This is a genomic window from Micromonospora sp. NPDC007220 (assembly GCF_040634035.1).
Lineage (GTDB): Bacteria > Actinomycetota > Actinomycetes > Mycobacteriales > Micromonosporaceae > Micromonospora > Micromonospora reichwaldensis.
The window spans coordinates 32,534-51,639 of sequence record NZ_JBEYEU010000016.1 but is presented as its reverse complement, the minus strand read 5'-3'; the positions used below and the strand labels follow the sequence as shown (position 1 = coordinate 51,639).

At 69.1% G+C, this 19,106-nt stretch carries 7 protein-coding genes; 3 read left to right on the top strand and 4 right to left on the bottom strand.

Annotated elements, in window-relative coordinates; genetic code table 11:
* Positions 1-160: 160 nt before the first annotated feature.
* The 4 genes from ABZ573_RS23695 to ABZ573_RS23680 are packed head-to-tail and all read right to left on the bottom strand — an operon-like array spanning position 161 to position 15,547.
* Positions 161-1,420, bottom strand: coding sequence for an MFS transporter (locus ABZ573_RS23695; RefSeq protein WP_192581229.1), 1,260 nt, complete (start codon positions 1,418-1,420; stop codon positions 161-163).
* Positions 1,421-1,442: 22 nt separating this feature from the next.
* Positions 1,443-8,615, bottom strand: coding sequence for an amino acid adenylation domain-containing protein (locus tag ABZ573_RS23690; RefSeq protein WP_358121006.1), 7,173 nt, complete (start codon positions 8,613-8,615; stop codon positions 1,443-1,445).
* On the bottom strand, positions 8,612-15,304 hold the full coding sequence (locus ABZ573_RS23685; protein ID WP_358121003.1) for an amino acid adenylation domain-containing protein: 6,693 nt from the start codon (positions 15,302-15,304) through the stop codon (positions 8,612-8,614). Before ABZ573_RS23685 ends, ABZ573_RS23690 begins: the two co-directional genes overlap by 4 nt.
* 42 nt (positions 15,305-15,346) lie before the next feature.
* The gene (locus tag ABZ573_RS23680; RefSeq protein WP_151452522.1) at positions 15,347-15,547 is read right to left on the bottom strand and encodes an MbtH family NRPS accessory protein; all 201 of its coding nucleotides are present in this window, start codon (positions 15,545-15,547) and stop codon (positions 15,347-15,349) included.
* A 383-nt stretch (positions 15,548-15,930) separates the two neighbouring features.
* Here ABZ573_RS23680 and ABZ573_RS23675 point away from each other — a divergent pair, with 383 nt between their 5' ends.
* The 3 genes from ABZ573_RS23675 (at position 15,931) to ABZ573_RS23665 (ending at position 19,063) form a co-directional block, all read left to right on the top strand.
* Positions 15,931-16,716 carry an AfsR/SARP family transcriptional regulator gene (locus tag ABZ573_RS23675; RefSeq protein ID WP_151452521.1) on the top strand — a complete coding sequence of 262 codons (786 nt, stop codon included), beginning with the start codon at positions 15,931-15,933 and terminating at the stop codon, positions 16,714-16,716.
* A gap of 93 nt (positions 16,717-16,809) precedes the next feature.
* A complete protein-coding gene (locus ABZ573_RS23670; protein ID WP_151452520.1) occupies positions 16,810-17,736 on the top strand; it encodes a TauD/TfdA family dioxygenase in 927 nt (308 codons plus the stop codon).
* A gap of 574 nt (positions 17,737-18,310) precedes the next feature.
* On the top strand, positions 18,311-19,063 hold the full coding sequence (locus tag ABZ573_RS23665; RefSeq protein WP_358120998.1) for a tyrosine-type recombinase/integrase: 753 nt from the start codon (positions 18,311-18,313) through the stop codon (positions 19,061-19,063).
* Positions 19,064-19,106: the final 43 nt, after the last annotated feature.

Sequence of the window (19,106 nt, the reverse complement as noted above, 5' to 3'; positions counted from 1 at the left end):
TCCCTTACGATTTGATGATGCTCGATTGGGCTGTCGTCTCCCTGTCCGGCCGCTTTCGCGTCGACATGATCCGTGGACGACACGAAAAGCCAGCCGCCCCCGGTGGGCGGCTGGCTTTTCGGTGAGTACCGCTAACCGTGCCCGATACGATCGCGCACGATCATGGGGCGATACCGCGACGAATGGCGGGACTGGCGGTTGCCAGCACGGCAAGAAGGACCATGGCCACGCTGATCGCGACAGCCGTCCACGTCGCGCCCGTCATCTCAATCACCCATCCCGCGACGAGCGAGCCGAGCGGAATGGCGCCGTAGCTGGCGAGCTTCGAGGCGGTGGTGACCCGTCCCTGCAACTCGTCCGGCGTTGCGGCCACCCTTGCCGCAACGACCGCGACGTTCCACACGGGGCCGACGAATGCCACGGCGGCGAACAAGAGGGCCACCAGCACCGGCTCGGTCAGGACAGCGAAGACGGGCAGCATCACCGCCCAGACCCAGTGCGTCAACAGGATCACCGCCGGCAGTGACAGCGCGCGGCGGATGCGCGGCGCGGCCGCCGCCCCCAGCACCCCCCCGACACCGGCGCCGGCCAGGATCACACCCACCATGAAGGGCGAGGCACCCTGTTGGGTGGCCCGGACGATCAGGACGAGGGTCAACGCCTGGAAGAGGAAATTGCTCCCGGCAACCAGCAGGCTGGCGTTGCGGAAGAACGGGCGCCTCCACAACCAGGTGAGGCCCCGCAGGATCTCCGAGCGGAAGGGCGGGCGCCTCGGGACCCGCTCGCGCGGTTCCTGCATCGGCTTTCTGATCAGCAGCAGCGCGACCAGGGACGCGAGGTAGGACAACGCGTCGAAGACGAAGGGAACCGCCCGTCCCACGGCGAACAGCGCTCCGCCCACCGGTTGTCCCGCCAACATGGCGGCCCGATCCCGCGCCTCCTGCTGCGCCAGCGCGTTCGGGAACTGGTCGGGATGGACGAGGTGGCGGACCGCTGCGGGCTCGGCAGCGCCAGAGAGGACCGTGAGCGCGCCTTCCACGAACGCCGCGAGGACCAGCCAGGGCAGGCTCACCCAGTCCAGGACCACCGCCGCCGCCACCGCCGCGAGCACGAGGCCGCGGGACGCGTCCGCGACCAGCAGCACCCTTCGACGGTCCGACCGGTCGGCCAGGGCGCCGAACGGCAACTGCAACAACAGGTACGGCAGGGTCGCCGCGAAGCCGACGATTCCCGCGTCGGCCGCGGAACCGGTCAGTGCCAGGACCAGCAAGGGATAGGCGATGCTGGACGCCCGGGACCCGAAGGCGGAAATCGCGGAGCCGATCCAGAAGAGCTGGAAGTCGCGGTTACGCCGGAGCGGGGGCGGTGATGGCCGATGCCCCTCGCTCCGCTCGGCCGTCAGTGATTCTTCGGTCGGCACCACTTGGTCCTCTCCAGTGGGATCACGTCAGGTGTCCGCCCCTCATGAGAGCGTCGGCCAACCTCTTCACGTGGGGCGGGCGGAGGACGCCGAAGTGATCCCCGGGGACGCGGACAATAGTAAGGTCCCCCTCGGTGAGGTGCGACCAGCGCTCGACGTAGGCGGCCAACGGCTTGCCGCTGAGCACCTCGTGCTGCTCCGCCGCCGCCTCGTCGCCGAGAATCAGCTGCGCGGGTCCAGGAAGAACGGGGAAGCGGTACGCGATGCTCGCCTCCAACATCTGCCGCCACACCCGCACCCGCCGGTGCCATTCGGCGCTGACCTCGCTCGCCACGATGGGCCGCCCCCGGTCGTCGTCCACGATCTGCCGCATCAGCTCGACGACCTCCCCGGTGAGCGCCGGGTCACGATCGGCCGGTGGCCGGGGAACGAGGTGCGCGAGCAGTTCCTCGCACCGGCGCAGACTCGTCAGCTCGGCGTCGAAGTTGTCGGCGATCCACAGGTCCACCACCGGGTCGAGCAGCGAGAACGTCACGTCCTCGCCCGCCTCGCGCAGCCGGTGGACCATCGCCCAGGCCACCGGCGACCCCCCGCACCAGCCCAGCAGCCGGTACGGGCCCTGCGGATACCTCGACCTGAGCTCCTCCAGGTAGCAGCTGGCCATGACGTCGACCGAGGTCAGCGGAAGGTCGACGCCGTTGAGCCCCGGCCACTCGAAGGCCGCGACCGGCTGCCGCTCCCCCAGCGCGCGGGCGAGTGGTTCGTACCAGTGTCCGCTGCCGCCGCCCGGGTGCACACAGAACAGCGGTGGCTGATCCCCCTCGCTGCGGTACCAGATGGCGGCGGCGCTCCGGGGCGCCCCTTCGGGGCGGGCGGACAGGTGCCCGCTCAGTCGCGCCACCGTGGGGTTCGTCACCAGATCCCGCAGGGCGACGTCCAGGCCGTGCTCCCGGCGCAACGCCCCCACCACCCGCAGCGCGAGCAGGGAGTGCCCGCCGAGATCCAGGAAGTTGTCGTTCACGCCGACCCTGTCGACGCCGAGGACTTGCGCCCAGACCGCCGCGATCGCCTGCGCGGTCGCGGTCTGCGGCGCGACGAAGGACTCGGCGAGCTTCCGCCTGCCGTCCGGGGCGGGAAGGGCGCGCCGGTCCACCTTGCCGCTGGCGTTCACCGGCAGTTCGCCGAGCTCGACCCACCATGACGGGACCATGTATTCGGGCAGCCGCTCGGCCACGAACGCCCGCAGGGACGCCGGGTCGGGCATGCCGTCGCGGGGTACGACGTACGCGGCGAGACCCGCTGTCGCTCCGGTGCCGTGTGCCGCCGCCACCGCCGCGCGTACTCCCGGATGGGCCGCCACGGCCGCGCCGACCTCCTCCAGCTCGATCCGGAACCCACGGATCTTGACCTGGTGATCGATCCGGCCGAGGATGTCGACTCCCGCGTCGCCGACGACCGCCAGGTCACCTGTCCGGTACATCCGCGCGCCCGGGCTGGTGGCGAAGGGATCGGGGACAAAGCGCTCGGCGGTCAGGCCGGGGCGCCCGAGGTAGCCGCGGGCGAGTCCGGCTCCGCCGATGTGGATCTCTCCCGGAACTCCGTCATGGACGGGTCGGAGATGACTGTCGAGGAAGTGGACGGCGGTGTTGGCCAGCGGGTGCCAGTCCCCCGGCCTGGTTGTCACGTCGGCGCGCATGGACCAGACGGTGGTTTCCGTCGGGCCGTACATGTCCCAGACCGTGGCGCCGGCTGCGGCGAGCGCGTCAGCGAGACCGGGCGGCATCTTCTCGCCGCCACACAGGACCGAGAAGCCGTTGCCCGGCACCCAATCGGCGTCCAGCAGCATCTGCCAGGTCACCGGGGTCGCCTGCATCATGGTGGCCCCGACCTCGTCGAGCAGGGCCGTCAGCGCCTGCGCGTCCGACACCTGCCGACTGTCGGCCACCACCACCGTCCCACCGACCGTCAGGGGCGCGAACAGTTCGAGCACGGCGATGTCGAACGCGACGGTGGTGACCGCCAGAAGCGCGGTGCGGCTGGTCATGCCGGGGGTGTCGGTCACGTCGAGCAGGAGGTTCGCCAACCCTTCCCGGGTGACGGCGACGCCCTTGGGCATGCCGGTCGAGCCTGACGTGTAGATGACGTAGGCCAGGTCGGCGGGGCGAGCGGGCATTACGGGCGGGGTGTCGGGCAGGTCGCCGAGAGGCAGGTGGTTGAGGAGTACGACGTCCGCGCCGACGTCCGGGATACGTTCCTGGAGACCGGATTCGCTCAGCACCACCTCGGTGCCCGCGTCTGCCAGCTGGTACGCGAGCCGCTGCCTCGGGTGTCCCGGGTCGAGCGGGACGTATGCGCCACCGGACTTCAGGACGCCGAGCAGGGTGGTGACGAGGTCCACGCTCCTGTTCAGCAGCACCCCGACCCGGATGTCCGGACCGACCCCCATCTGCTGTAGGTGACGGGCGATCCGGTTGGACCGCCGTTGCAGTTCGCCGTACGTGAGGCGGCGGTCGCCGCACACGACTGCGGTGGCGTCCGAGGGCTGGGCCGCGATCCGGTCGAGAACCCCGACGTCCGCCCGGCCGGTCATGGTGTCGTTCCACCGCGCCAGCCGTCGAGCCTGCGCGGCCGGCACAAACGAGGCGGCGCAGTTGCCGTCGGGGTTGTCGGCCATGGCAGCGAGGACGCGCCGGTACACCCGACCCAGGTGACGCAGCCGGTCCGGCGCCAACCGGGCGGCGTGTGCGGTGAGCACGAGCGCGCCCGGCTCCGTGGAGACGTGCAGGGCGGCCTCGTTGGGGCTCTGGTCGATCGCCTGAGAGTGGTCGAGGGTGACATCGTCCACCTCCGCGAAGTCGAGGTAGTTGAAGATGACGTCCGGAGCCGGGGCCTGCTCGGGCCAGAGCTGCTTCATGACGGGTAGCGGGAACCGCCGGTGCGGCAGGAGCCGGACCTCCGTCTCCAGTACGGCACGCACAAGGTCGACCCAGGACGCCGGAGTGAGATCGGCGACGATCGGCACGGTGTTGAGGAACATGCCCCGTACCTCGTCGCCGCCGTCGCGCTCCAGCCGACCGTTGCAGACCAGGCCCGTACGGAAGCGGCGCTGCCCGCTCATCTCGCCGAGCGCGACGAGGTTCGCCGCCAGCAACACGCTCTTCAGCGGGGTGCCGGCGCGGCGGGCCACCTCGCGCAGTCCGGTCAGCAGATCGGCGAAGGGGACCATGACATCGACGTGGTCGTCTCCGTTGCCGGCCCAGGCGGCGGGGATCGCGAGAGGCTCCGCGGAGGCCAGCGTCGCGTTCCAGAAGTCACGCTGCTCGGCCGAGTCGATCGCGGCCCGCTCGACGGCGATGAAGTCGGCGTAGCGGGTGACCGTACGGCGTGGGGGGCACGCCGGCCCGGCACCGCGGCGCAGAGCGCGGTACTCGGCCATGAGGTCCCCGATGAGGGAGTGATGGCTCCATCCGTCGAGGATGGCGTGGCACTCGGTGATCGACAGCCAGAAGGCGTCGTCGGCGGTACGGTGCACGTCGAGTTGCAGCAGGGGCGCCACGTTCAGGTCCAGCGGCGAGGACCGCCGGTAGGCGGCGAACCGCTCGACGGTCGCGCGATGCTCCGACTCGTCGCGGCCGCGCAGGTCGTAGACCCGGATCTTGAGCTGGGCGGTCGGCCAGACCAGTTGCACCGGCTCGGCCCAGGTGTCCAGGTCGAAGGTGGTGCGCAGAACCTCGTGGCGGGCGACCAGCAGGTCCGCCGCAGCCTGGAGGAGGTGCTGGTCGAAGGGTGCGTCGTCCTGAAGGAAGAGGCTGGTGACGTTGTGGTAAAGGTTCAGGTTCCGGTCCGCCAGCATCTGGTAGAGCATGCCCGCCTGTACGGCCGAAACCGGGTAGGCGTCCTCGACCCCGGCCGGCAGCGAGCATCGAATTTCGGGGTCGAGCAGCGCGAACGGCGCCACGGCTACGCCAGCGGCGGCGTCGGGACGCGTCGTCACGGCACCGAGCGCCGCCACGGTCTGGTGGCCGAAGACGTCGGCCACGGTGACCCCGATGCCCGCTGCGGCGAGGCGCCCGGCGACCCGGACGGCCTTGATGGAGTCGCCGCCTAGCTCGAAGAAGTTGTCGTCGACCCCGACCCGGTGCACGCCGAGAACGTCACTCCAGACCCGCGTAATCTTGTCCTCGATGTCGGACCTCGGCGCGACGTAGGCGTGGCCGAGCCGGGGGCGTTCGCCGTCGGGGGCGGGCAGGGCGCGGCGGTCGATCTTGCCGGTGCTCGTGGCCGGCAGCGTGGGCAGTTGCACCCACCATGCCGGGATCATGTACTGCGGCACGCGCTCGGCCATGAAGGCCCGCAGGTCCGCCACGTCCGGCGTGGAGCCGTGGGCGGGTACCACGTAGCCGACCAGGCCGCGCTGTGCCCCTTCTCCGTGCACGGCCGCGGCGGCGACGCTCACGCCGGGGTGGCTGCCGAGAACGGCCTCGACCTCGCCCAGCTCGATGCGGAAGCCACGGATCTTCACCTGCTGGTCGATCCGGCCGAGATACTCCAGATCGTACGGGCCGGTGCGCCGCGCCAGGTCGCCGGAGCGGTACAGGCGCCCGCCGGGAACCTGTGAGAACGGATCCGGTACGAACCGCTCCGCTGTCAGCGCGGGACGCCCTAGGTAGCCGCGGGCGAGGCCGGGCCCGCCGACGTGGATCTCCCCCGGCACGTTCGTCCCGGCGGGGTTACCTGTGGCGTCAAGGACCCGTAGCGACAGGTCCGGCAGCGGTACGCCGATCGGCGACCGGACGTTGCCGACGTCCCCTGGACCGATCTCGCGGTAGGTGACGTGCACCGTCGTCTCGGTGATGCCGTACATGTTCACGAAGGTCGGCGTGCCGTTGCCGACGCGGTCGAACCAGGGTGCGAGCGAGGCCGGAGCCAGCTCCTCCCCGCCGAAGACCACCGTTCGCAGCGCTGCCGGCGGTTCCACGCCGTTGGCGACCAGTTCGGTGAGCCCGGCGAAGGCCGACGGGGTCTGGCAGAGGCGGGTCACGGCGTGCGTGCGCAGGATTTCCAGCAGGTCTCGCGGGGAGCGTGCGACATGCCCGTCGACGATGACGCAGCGCCCGCCGTGCAGCAGCGGACCCCATGTCTCGAAGACGGAGAAGTCGAAGGCGTACGAGTGGGTGCACGACCAGACGTCGTCCGGAGCGAACGCGAAGCTCGGCTCAAGGGTGGCGAACAGGCGGACGACGTTGGCGTGGGTGACCGCCACGCCCTTGGGACGCCCGGTGGAGCCGGAGGTGTAGATGACGTAGGCGAGGTTGTCCGGGTCGACCCGCACGCCCGGTGGCCTGTCGGGGCATCCGTCGGCGTCGGCGAGCGACACCACCCGCGCCGCGGACTCCGGCAGCCCGTCCACGCGGTCGGTGATCAGGATCCGCGCCGCGGTGTCGGCGAGCACGTAGGCGAGGCGTTGCGGCGGGTGGGCGGGGTCCAGCGGGACGTACGCGGCACCCGCCTTCAGCACCGCCACCATCGCCACCACGGCGTCCGGGCCACGCTCCATGAGCACGGCGACCAACGACTCCGGCCCCACGCCGAGGTCGACGAGATGGTGCGCCATCCGGTTGGCTCTGCGGTCCAGCTCGGCATAGGTGAGCCGGGTGTCCCCGTGGGCCAGGGCGACGGCGTCGGAATGGTCGGCCACGACCGCCGCGAACGCGGCGGGAATCGCCTCCTTCACCGGGCTGGTCGCCACCGGTCCGGCGTGGACCAGGGCCCGCTCGTCCTCGGTGAGCATGTCCAGCGTGCCCACTGGCGTCTGCGGGGCCTGGGCCACGACGTCGAGCAGTCGCAGGTAGTGCTCGGTCATCCGCTCGATCGTGGCCGGCTCGAACAGCGCGGTGGCGAACTGCGCGTCGAGGCTGTACGAGCCGTCGGCCCGTTCCTCAAGGGTCCAGGTGAGGTCGAACTTGGCGGTGTCGTTCTCCACACGGAGCAACTCGCCGTCGAGGTCGCCGACGGAGAAGGCCGCCCCGGTGGTCTGCAGCGCGAACATGACCTGGAACAGCGAGTTGCGGGCCAGTTCCCGCTCCGGCGACAGCGCGCCGACCAGCAGTCCGAACGGCACTTCCTGGTGGCTGAAGGCATCCAGCGTCGACTCGCGGACCCGCGCGACGAGTTCGGTGAAAGGTCGGTCCCCGGCGATCTGGGTCCGCAGCACGACCGTGTTGACGAAGAAGCCGACCAGGTCTTCGACCTCGGGCCGGCTACGGCCTGCCACGGGCGTGCCGACCACCACGTCGGCAGTGCCGGCGTACCTGGCGAGCAGGACCTTGAACGTGGCAAGGAAGACCATGAAGGGGGTCGCCCGCGTCGCCCTCCCGAGCTCGACGACGGCCTGCGCCAGCTCTGCGGGCACCAGGACGCTGACGGTGGCCCCGGCGACGTCCCAGCGCGCCGGGCGCGGCTTGTCGGTGGGCAGCTCGGTGGCCGTCGCCCCGTCGAGGTACCGGCGCCAGTGCTCCAGTTCCCTGTCCAGGCGAGGGCCTGACATCCGCTCCCGCTGCCAGGCCGCGTAGTCGCCGTACTGCAGTTCGGGCTCCGGCAGCGCGCGTAGGCGGCCCGCACGGATCGCCTCGTAGGCGGTCCCGAGTTGCCGGACGAGCACGTCGGTGGACCAGCCGTCGAACACCACGTGGTGCAGGACGATCAGCAGCACGTGATCGGTCGGCCCCAGCCGCAGCAGATGGGCACGGAAGGGACGGTCGGCGCCCAGGTCGAACGGTCGCGAGGTCTCCTCCCGGCCGAAGGCCAACACGCCCGCGAGACCAGCCGCCGACATGTCGATCGGGTCCAGCAGCACCGGGCCGGGGTCGTCGACCACCTGTTCCGGTTCGCCGTTCACCGACACGATCCGCGAGCGGAGGATCTCGTGCCGGTCGACGACCACGCGGAGAGCGTTCGCCAGCGCCGCGGGGTCCAGCTGCCCGGTCAGCCGGAGGGCGACCGGAAGTACGTACTCGGACGACTCCTGGCGCAGGCGCTGCAGGATCCACAGCTGCTCCTGCGCGAAGGACAGCGGCCGTTCGCCGGCACGGGGGATCCTCTGCACGGCCGGCGCGTCGTCTCTGCGGCCGCGGAGTCGACGTCGCAGCAGCGTGGCGCGGAGTTCGGCTTCGTCGAGTGCTTGCCTGTTCTTCACCTGTGCTCCCCGTTCCGCTCCACTGCCGACTCAAGTTCATCGATGCTCAGCCGGTCGATCTCCGCGCTGACGGCGTCCTCGACCGCGACAGCGAGCCTGGCCACCGTGTCCGCGTCGAAGACGACCCGCAGCGGAAGTTCGAGGTCGAACTCACCGTTGATCCGTGCCAACAGCCGGGCCGCCAGGAGCGAGTGCCCGCCGAGATCGAAGAAGCGGTCGTGGACACCCACGCGCTCCAGATCCAACACCTGCGCCCAGATGTCGGCGATCGCCGTTTCGACCTCGCTGCGGGGCGCGACGTAGTGCTGTCCGAGGGAGGGACGAGCGCCGGCGGTGACTGGGGGAAGCGCCTTGCGGTCCACCTTTCCGCTGCTGGTCAACGGAAGTCCGGTGAGGTCGACCCACCAGGTCGGCACCATGTAGTCCGGTAGCCTAGCGGCGACGAAGGCGCGCAACTCCTCGATGTCGGCGCTCACCTCGGAGCGCACCAGATAGGCCGCGAGGCCACGGCCGGCACCGTCGCCGTGCGCCTTCACGGCCGCCGCCCGGACTGCCGGGTGCGCCGCCAACGCCGCCTCGACCTCACCGAGCTCGATGCGGAAGCCCCGCACCTTCACCTGCTGGTCCAGCCGCCCCAGGAACAGCAGCGCCCCGTCGGCACGCTGGCGGACCAGATCACCGGTGCGGTACAGGCGGCTGCCCGGCAGGGACGAGAACGGGTCGGGAACCCACCGATCCGCCGTCACGGCCGGCCTGCCCGCGTAGCCGCGACCGAGCCGTGGTCCACCGACGACCAGTTCCCCCGGTACCCCCGGCGGAACGATGTCCATGGCCGGGTTCACGACGTACGCGCGGGTACCGGCGACCGGGAATCCGATGGGGACGGTCGAGGCGGGATGCGCCTGCGCGGCCTCCTCTGCGGCTACCGGATAGAGCGTGCAGGTAACGGTGGTCTCGGTCGGGCCGTAGTTGCACAGGAACGCGTCGGGCATGCCCCTGTCTGTCCAGAGCCGGGCGTCCTGGTAGGTCACGACGTCACTGCCGACGTTCATCACCCGCACGTGGCGCAGACGCGGGTCGTCATGCCGTACGTCGCGCATGACCTCCCGGTAGTGCGCCGGCGTGATCTCGATCGTCGTCACGCCGTACTGGTGCACCCGGTCGACGAGGCCGTCCGGCCCCCACTCGGCGGCGTGCCCCATGACGATGGTCGCGCCGAACGCCAGGGTGGCGCCCATCTGGTCCATCGCGACGTCGAAGGTGAGCGCGGACAGCAGCAGGATCCGGGACCCGGGCTCGATCCGGTAGGGCTCTCTGATCATCTCGCAGTGGTGCGCGTAGGCGGCGTGACTGATCGCCGCGCCCTTCGGCGTACCGGTGGATCCGGAGGTGTAGATGACGTACGCCAGGTTGGCGGGATCGACGCGGTCCTCCGGCGGCGTGTCCGGGTAGGCGTCGAGCCGCAACCCGTCGGTCTCGACGACCGTGGCGGAGGTCTGCGGCAGCCGGTCGCGTACCGAGTCGTCGGTGACGACGACGGCCGGTGACGTGTCACCGAGGAGGTACGACAGGCGCTGCACCGGGTGCTGCGGGTCGAGCGGCACGTAGACGCCGCCCGCCCGTAGCACGGCCAGGAGGGTGACCACCACCTCGACGCGCCTGGGCAACGCGACCGCCACCCGCACCTCCGGACCCACGCCCAGGCTCCGCAGATGGTGCGCAAGCCGATTCACCCACCGGTCCAGCTCGCCGTACGACACCTCACGGTCGCCATCGACGACTGCCACCGCGTGGGGTGCCGCCGCAGCCGCTGCGGCGACGCGTTGGTGCACCAGGTGTCCGGTGGAGGGCATACCCGGCCCACGGGCCTGTGTCGCGGGACACGCCTCGGCGGTGGCCAGCATCGCCGCACGCTCGTCGGATGAAACCAGATCCAGCCACAGCACCGGTGTGGTGGGGCGAGCCACGATGGATCGCAGCAGCTGAAGGTAGTGCGCCGTCATACGGACGACCGTGTCGCGGTCGAACAGCGCGGACGAGTACTGCACGTCGAGCCGGTATCCACCGGCCGCCTCGGCGGTCAGCGACCACATCTGGTCGAACTTCGCCGTGCCATTGTCGACGGGCAGCATCTCGGCGGTGAGATCACCGACCGGCACGCTTCGGCCTGCCGCCTGCTCGTCCAGGACGAACATGACCTGGAACAGGGGGTTGCGTGACAGGTCCCGTTCGGGGGCCAGAGCCTCGACGACACGCTCGAACGGCACCTCCTGGTGCAGGAAGGCGTCGATCGCGACGTCCCGCACCCGGTCAAGGAAGACGTCGAATCCTGGGTTGCCCTCGACCGTCGAGCGAAGGACGACTGTATTCACAAACAGCCCGACGATGTCCTCGAACTCCGCGCGGGTCCGTCCCGAGACGGGGGTTCCCACCGCGATATCCTCCGCGCCGCTGTAGTGGGCCAGGAGAACCTGGAACGCGGCGAGGAACGACATGAACGGGGTAGCGCCGCGGTCGCTTCCGATCCGTACGACGGCGGCAGCGAGATCTGCGGGAACCCTGACGGAGATGTCGCCACCGATCGGCTCCCATTCCGGCGGGCGCGGCCGGTCCGCGGGCAGCTCCAGAGGGCTGACGCCGGCGAGCTGCCCGCGCCAGTAGTCGAGATCTTCCGACGAACGCGGGCTGTCCACCCACTCCCGCTGCCACCCGGCATAGTCGCCGTACCGGACCTCCGGCTCGGCGAGCGACGCCGGCTGCCCCGCCGCCGCCGACCGGTAGGCCGCGTCGAGATCGCGCAGGAGCACGGCAACCGACGCCCCGTCGAAGACGAGGTGGTGCAGCACCAGCAACAGCACGTGGGATTCGGCGGACTCGCGTACCAGGGTCGCGCGTACAAGGGCGTCGGTGCGCAGGTCGAACGGACGAGTCGCCTCCGCCTGGCACATCTCGGCCAGGTCGCCGTCAACGACCGCCAGCGGCACCTGTTCGCCTGGCGCGAACCGTTGCACGGCGCTGCCGTCGACCACGTCGACCGTCGCACGGAGCACCTCGTGCCGCCCGTACACGGCCGTCAGCGCCTGCCGCAGCGCCTGGGCGTCCAGGACCCCGGTCAGCCGCAGCGCCATCGGCAGCACGTACTCCGCCGTACCCGGGCGGAGCTGTTCCAGGAACCAGAACCGTTCCTGGGCGAAGGACAACGGGGCGTGGTCGTCGGTCTGCCTACGCGGGATCCGGTCGGCCGCCTCCTGTGGAGCGCTGTTCTCGCCGAGTGCCGCCAGGACGGCCCGGGGCGTGCGCGCGGCGAACAACACCCGGAGCAGGTCGGGACCGGCCGCAATCCCGAGGTCCTGCAGGCGGGCCAGCAGCCGGATCGCGAGCAGCGAGTTCCCGCCGAGCTGGAAGAAGTCGTCGTTTAGGCCGACCCGGTCGATGCCGAGCACCTGCGCCCAGACCTCCGTGAGCCCCTCCTCCCGGTCGTCGCGGGGGGCGACGTAGGCGCCCTGCGCCGCACCGCGTGTCCGGTCCGGGGTGGGAAGGGCACGCCGGTCGAGCTTGCCGCTCGGGGTGCGGGGCAACTCGTCGAGCACCGTCCACCAGGAGGGCACCATGTGTTCGGGCAGGAGCTGCTCGGTGAAGCACCGCAGCTCCGCCGGGTCGACGGCGGCGGTGTCCGCGGGCACGACGTAGGCGACGAGGCCGCGCTCCTCGCCGTCGCCATGGACGCCGACGGCGGCGGACCGTACGCCCGGATGGGCCAGGAGCACCGCTTCGATCTCGCGCGGTTCGATGCGGAAGCCGCGGACCTTGACCTGGTCGTCGATGCGTCCCAAGAACACCAGCGCACCGTCGACGGTTCGCCGAACCCGATCGCCGGTACGGTATAGCCGCTGTCCGGGTGTGGCGGAGAACGGGTCGGGCACGAAGGACGCGGCGGTCAGGCCGGGACGGCAGGCGTAACCACGTCCGACCTGTACGCCGCCCACGCACAGCTCGCCGGGGGCACCCTGCGGAACCAGCCTCAGGTTCACGTCCACCACGTACAGCTGCGTGTTGATGAGGGGGCGACCGATCGGCACGACGTGGGTGTCGGCCGGCGAGTACCGCCATGCGGAGACGTCGATGGCGCATTCGGTCGGCCCGTACGTGTTGATCAGCTCCACCCCGGGCAGCGCGGCCCGCAGGCGTTCGGCCAGATCGGGGCGCAGCACCTCACCGGCGGAGAACACGCGCCGCAGGCTCTGGCACCTGGCGAGGTCGGGCACCGCCAGCAGTGCCTCCAGCAGCGACGGTACGACCTGGAGGATCGTCACCTCGTGCGTGACGACCCGCTGCAACAGTCCAGCCACGTCGCGGTGCACCTCCGGCGGGGCGATCACCACCTGGCCGCCGCTGACCAGCGGGGCGAAGATCTCCCACCCTGCGGCGTCGAAGGCCAGCGAACTACGGTGGAGCATCCGGTCCTCGCTGGTCATGCCGTGCTCGTGCACCGCCCAGGCGACCCGGTTGGCGATTCCTGCGTGGGTGACCGCCGCTCCCTTCGGCACTCCGGTCGATCCGGAGGTGTAGAGGACGTACGCCAACTGCTGCCCCGAAGCGTCGGCCGGCCCCGGCTCGGGCGCTGGCGGTGAGCTGTCGGCGGTGACGTCGAGCAGCGCCCGGACGTCTACGGCCGGACGCCCCGCAGCGTTGAGGCTGGCTGCGGTCTCGGCGTCGGTGACGACCAGGACCGGGTCGACGTCGTTGAGGATCTGGTCGACGCGGTTGCGTGGATACTGCGGGTCGAGCGGGACGTAGGCGCCACCCGCCTTGAGGACGCCGAGGATGGCTGCGACAGCCTCCGGGCTGCGGGGCAGAAGGATCGCGACGGGTGTCTCCGCTGCGACACCCGCCTGCCCGATCCGGTACGCCAGCCAGTCGGACAAGCGATCCAACTCGGCGTAGGTGAGCTGCCGTTCGTCCTGCAGAACGGCGATCGATTCGGAGCAGCTGCGGGCAGTCCGCCGGAACATCTCGTGCACCCGGCCGGGAACGTCGACGTGCTCGCCCTGGTCGGCGACGAGCGCCGAATGTTGCGCCTGGTCGAGGACGTCCAGGTCCCGGATCGGCTTGTCGGGATCACGGGCGATGGAGCGGAGAAGCGTCTGGTAGTGCTCCGTGATCCGGACGACGGTTTCCCGGTCGAAGAGAGCCTCCGCGTAGTCGGACTCGAGGGCGTAGGAGCCGTCCGGCCGCTCCTGCAGCGTCCAGTGCAGGTCGAACTGTGCGGTGACCTTGCCCGCGCGGAAGTACTGGCCGGTGAGGTCACCGACCGGGAAGGTGTGGTCGGTGGCTCCGGTGTTCTGCATGACGAGCATGACCTGGAAGAACGGGTTCTCGGCCAGGTCCCGGGTCGGAGAGAGGTCCTCGACCAGCGCCTCGAAGGGAAGTTCCTGGTGGGCGAGCGCGCCGAGCACGGTGTCCCGGACCTGCGCCAGCAGCTGCGCGAAACTCTCGGCGTCGTCGAGCCGTGCGCGCAGCGCGAGGGTGTTGACGAAGAAGCCGATCATGTCTTCCGTCTCCACCTGGGTACGCGCCGCGACCGAGGTGCCCACCGTCACGTCGTGGCTCCCGGTGAAGCGGGAGAGCAGGATCTGGAACGCCGCGAGGAAGACCGTGAAGGGGGATGCGGAGTGCTTCTGCCCGATGCGCACCACGGCCTGGGCGACCTCGGCGGGCACGACGACCGACAGGCTGCCGCCGCGTGGGTCCCAGTGGAGCGGACGGGGCCGGTCGGTCGGCAGGTACGTCGGAACGAAGTCCGCCAGCCGCCCGCGCCAGTACTGGAGGCTCCGCTCCAGCCGCGGGCCGGACATCCATTCCCGCTGCCACGCCGCGAAGTCGCCGTATTGAAGACGCGGGGCGGGGATGTCCAGGGCAAGCCCGGCGGCGAGGGCCGTATACGCCGCGTCGAGTTCACGAGCCAGCACCCGCAGCGACCAGTTGTCGCAGATGGCATGGTGCATGAGAAGAGCCAGGATGTACCCGTCCGGGGCGTGGATCAGCATCGGGCGGATCAGCCGGTCGGTGCCGAGCGCGAAGGGACGGGCCGACTCGGCTCGGACGATCTCCACCGCGTCCCCGACCATCAGCGGAAGCTCGACGGGGGCAGGGGCGTCGACCACCTGCACGGGCTCGTCAGCGATCGAGACGATCCTGGACCGCAGCACCTCGTGCCGCTCGATGACCGCGGTGAGCGCCCGCGCGAGCACTTCCCGGTCCACCGGTCCGGCAAGCCGCATCGCGACCGGCATGACGTACTCGGAGCTACCCGGGCGCAACTGCTCCTGCAGCCACAGGCGGCGTTGGCCGAAGGAGGTCGGCAACGGCGCGTCCCGAAGGCGTCTCGGGATGACGTCGTGGTCGGCGGGGTCGAGTTCGCCTGGCTCGTCGTCGAACGCGCTCGCCATCCTCCGCCGCAGAAGGTCCACCAGATCGGCCACGCTGCCGGCCGCGGTGACGGCCCCGACTTCCAGGTCCACGTGAAACTCAGCCCGGATGTCCGCCACGACCTGCGCTGCGTCCTGACGGCTGATCCGGCCTAGTATCGAGCCGTCCTCTTCCACCGCGAGTGCACCCAGCGCGCGGCGCAGGATGAGCGACAAGGCGCTTGTGGCGGGTAACATCACCGACGTGTCAGCGGGACGCAACGGTTTCTCCTTCCATGCCTGGGCTAGCGTGCGGCAGCGCGGTCAGTTGTTTGCCTGATCCATTCGGCGACGCAGGCTCAGCGGTCGCATGTCAGTCCAGACCTTATCGATATAGCTGAGGCACTGCTCTCGCGTGCCGACAGTTCCCTCGACTCGCCAACCCGCCGGAACATCTCTTCCTTCGAGCCAGATGGAATACTGCTCCTCGTCATTCAGAACAACCTGGTATAGCTCGTTTTCCATCGATCAACTACCTCTCTTGCGACCCCAGTATCCTCACCCCATCATGGCAATGCCCGGTATCACCCAGCTTTCGCTCCGCTTTCACGAACCAGCGGCCCGCAGCGTCACCGCCGCCGCACCCGATGAAGCACGGCCCAGAGCAGGAAAAACATCCGCCCTGCACCGGTCTCGCGCCGGACACAGCTAGCTTCCATGTTGACTCCACCTCACGACGCACAGTAAGATGACATTCATCACGGTCGTTTTATCGTGCGATCCCATCATCCTGGGAAGTCGACGGCAGGACGCCATTTGCATCACGGGGGAAAGCATATGAGAAAGCCATCAAGGCTATGGCGAGAGCTCAATGGCGCCTATTCCCAATTTAAGGGAGAGGCCCAGAAATGCCCTTGACAGACCAGGAGAAGTGTCCCGAAAACCACATCGAGGAGATACGCTTCCAACTTCTCGGTCCGCTTGAGATCACTGGATCGACAGGCCCTGTGCTGCTCACCTCCGCACGTCAGCGCACAGTGCTAGCCATGCTCCTAATCGAAGCACCCTGCCCGGTTACGATGGACAGACTAGTCGAGGCGGTATGGGAGGACGATCCGCCGAGCACAGCAAGGAACCAGATTCAAATCTGCATCTCCCGACTCCGGCAGACCTTTCGCCAGAACGGGTCGACTGACCTCATCGAGACCACCGCTTCGGGCTACTTGCTCCGCACCTCCGAATCGTCGATCGACGTCGGAGCGTTCCGGAGTTTCACGGAAGCAGCCCGTCGCGCAGAAAGCGCCGGGCAGCTGGCCGACTCCGTTCAACACATGCGGCGCGCGCTGACACTGTGGCGCGGGAAAGCACTTTCCGACATCGGCGGGAGCCTCGTCCGTTCAATCGCCGCACAGCTCGAGGAAAGCCGCCTGACGCTGATCGACGAACTCGTCAGCATGGAGCACCAAATCGGATGCTACGGCGACTCGATAGAACAGTTGACCCAGCTGGTAAAAGACTACCCGCTGCGGGAACGATTGTGGGCTCACTTCATGACTGCGTTACATCAAACAGGCCGGCGAGCCGACGCTCTGCTGGCCTATCGGGCAGCGCGCGATGTCCTCGTAGCCGAAGTGGGAATCGAGCCCGGCGAAGAACTCCGGCGAGTACACGGCCTTATTCTCGTCGACAGCTGACGGAACGTCCGCCAGTCCCGCTGGTGCAAGTTCACTCAACCGCGCGTCCTGCACCGCCCCCCTTCTGACTTTCTTGTGCTTAAGGAGGACGTCATGTCGAACTCACTGTTACCAGCCCTGATCGAGGTGGACGACGAGCCTGACATCGTAGCGGCCATAAAGAGGCGACGTGCCGAGCTCCGCCAGCGACTCACCCACCGGGGCGCCTTGCTGTTCCGGGGGTTCGATGTGGGCGGTGTCGACGGATTCGACTCCGTCGTACGGGCACTCGCGGGCCCTCCACTGACCTACTCCGAGCGGTCGTCCCCACGCAGCACAATCAAGGGGAAGGTCTACACGTCCACGGACTATCCACCATCCGAGGAGATATTCCTACACAACGAGAACTCATATCAGGCAACGTGGCCCAGATTGCTATTCTTTTACTGCCTTCAGCCAGCGGAAAGCCTCGGAGCCACGCCGTTGGCCGACACCCGGGCGATATATTCTGCCATTCATCCAGACGTCAGAGAAGAATTCAGGCGGCGGCGTTGGATGGTAGTGCGCAACTTCCACGAAAGCTTCGGTCAGAGTTGGCGACAGGTGTTCAACACCGACGAGCGCGCCATTGTAGAGGAGTACTGTCGCGGTCGCGGCATCGAGCTGGAATGGCGCGGCAACGGACTACGGACGAGGGCCGTCCGGAACGCGGTGCACACGCACCCGGATTCTGGTGAGGCCGTGTGGTTCAACCACGCGACGTTCTTCCACGTGACCACGCTGGCGGCCGAGGTTCAGTCGGGGCTTCGTGCGATCTTCGGCGACGAGGACCTACCCACCAACACCTACTTCGGAGACGGCGCCTCCATTCCGGACGAGACGCTTGACCATCTACGCTCGTGCTACCGGTCGGCCTCCACTCGCTTCGACTATGAGCTGAACGACGTGCTGGTGGTGGACAACATGTTGGTTGCGCACGGCCGAGAGTCGTTCACCGGCCCTCGTCGGGTTGCCGTGGCAATGGCCGAGCCATCCGTGTGATGCAGGAGCATCTAGCCCCTGCCAAGGCGCCTCAGAGGAGTCGAACGTCCATACACCCGACCGCGGCTTAAGAAAGGAACGAACCAATTTGGCCAATCCTGCCGGACCACGTGCAGGTGACCCGTTCGAGGAACCAGACGACTCGGGAATGGCTGACCTCCGTCAACTCGAAAACCGATTGCTGCATCTGCTGGCCAACACACATCCACTCCGAATCGGCATTGCGTTGCGCCGGGCGGAGGCCGAAGCGCTGCCCAGATATCCGCCTGACCAGGTTGCGGCCGCCCTGCGCTGGGCCATCGATACCATGCTGAAACACCACGAGACGGTTTGGTCAAGCCGGGCAAGATCACGGTCGACGAGTTCCTCGACGAATGGTTGACGACCGCCACCCGCGATGTCGAGAAGGCCACCGCCGCCAACTACCGTACCGCTCCTACCGGTCCGCGCCCGCCTCGGCAGCAAGCCGCTCCAAGACGTCACCGAGGCTGACATTGAGGCGCTGATCGACTGGATGCTGACAGAGGGACGACGACGCGGCGGCAAGCCGGGAACGGGACTGGGCGTCCGATCGGTGCGCCTGACGCTCGGCCGCCTCAGGACCGCGCTGAACGTGGCGGTTCGCCGCCAGCTCGTGGTGCACAACGTCGCAGCGTTCGTGACCATCCCAAGGGCTGCAGCGAAGGCCGACGCCGAGACGCGGACACAGCGCAAGCCCCGGGCCCAGGAGGAGGTCAAGACGTTCCTGACGGGGATCGCGGGCGAGCGCCTACACGCCCCCTGCCTGCTGTCGCTGATGGGCCTACGGCCGGCAGAGGTGTGTGGGTTGCGCTGGTCCGATGTCGACTTCGAGGCCGGCACGATCGCGGCCGGGGAGAACACGCGGACGCTCGTCGACGGCGAGATCGAGGAGAAGGAGGCCAAGTCGGCGGCCGGCAAACGCGGCCTACTGATGCCGGCGACGGCCGCGAAGGCGCTGAAGGCGTTCCAGACCCTGCAGAAGAAGGAGGGCCTGAAGGCGGGCGACGTCTACGTCGACAGCGGCTACGTCCTAGTCGACGAACTCGGCCAACCGCAACGTACCGACTGGTTCCGCCGCCGGGTCTACGAGCTGATGGCGAAGGTGGGGGTTCGCAAGGTCCGGCCGTACGACGCGCGGTACGCCTGCCTGACATACCTCGCCGGCGCCGGAGTGCCCGACGTCGTCCTGGCGGCCTGGGCCGGCCACGCGGACGGCGGCACCCTCGCCAAGCGGGTCTACGTCCACCCCGACAGCAGCCACCTGAAGGTGGCGGCCGAGCACCTCGAATCAGGGCTGTTCGGGTGACTCCAGCGCCGGAAATTCAGCAGCACGAGCGTACGTGATGAAT

Bases quoted from the DNA above. Each gene is read 5' to 3' on its own strand.
- ABZ573_RS23680 (WP_151452522.1), bottom strand. From the start codon at position 15,547: ATGGAAAACGAGCTATACCAGGTTGTTCTGAATGACGAGGAGCAGTAT.
- ABZ573_RS23675 (WP_151452521.1), top strand. From the start codon at position 15,931: ATGCCCTTGACAGACCAGGAGAAGTGTCCCGAAAACCACATCGAGGAG.
- ABZ573_RS23670 (WP_151452520.1), top strand. From the start codon at position 16,810: ATGTCGAACTCACTGTTACCAGCCCTGATCGAGGTGGACGACGAGCCT.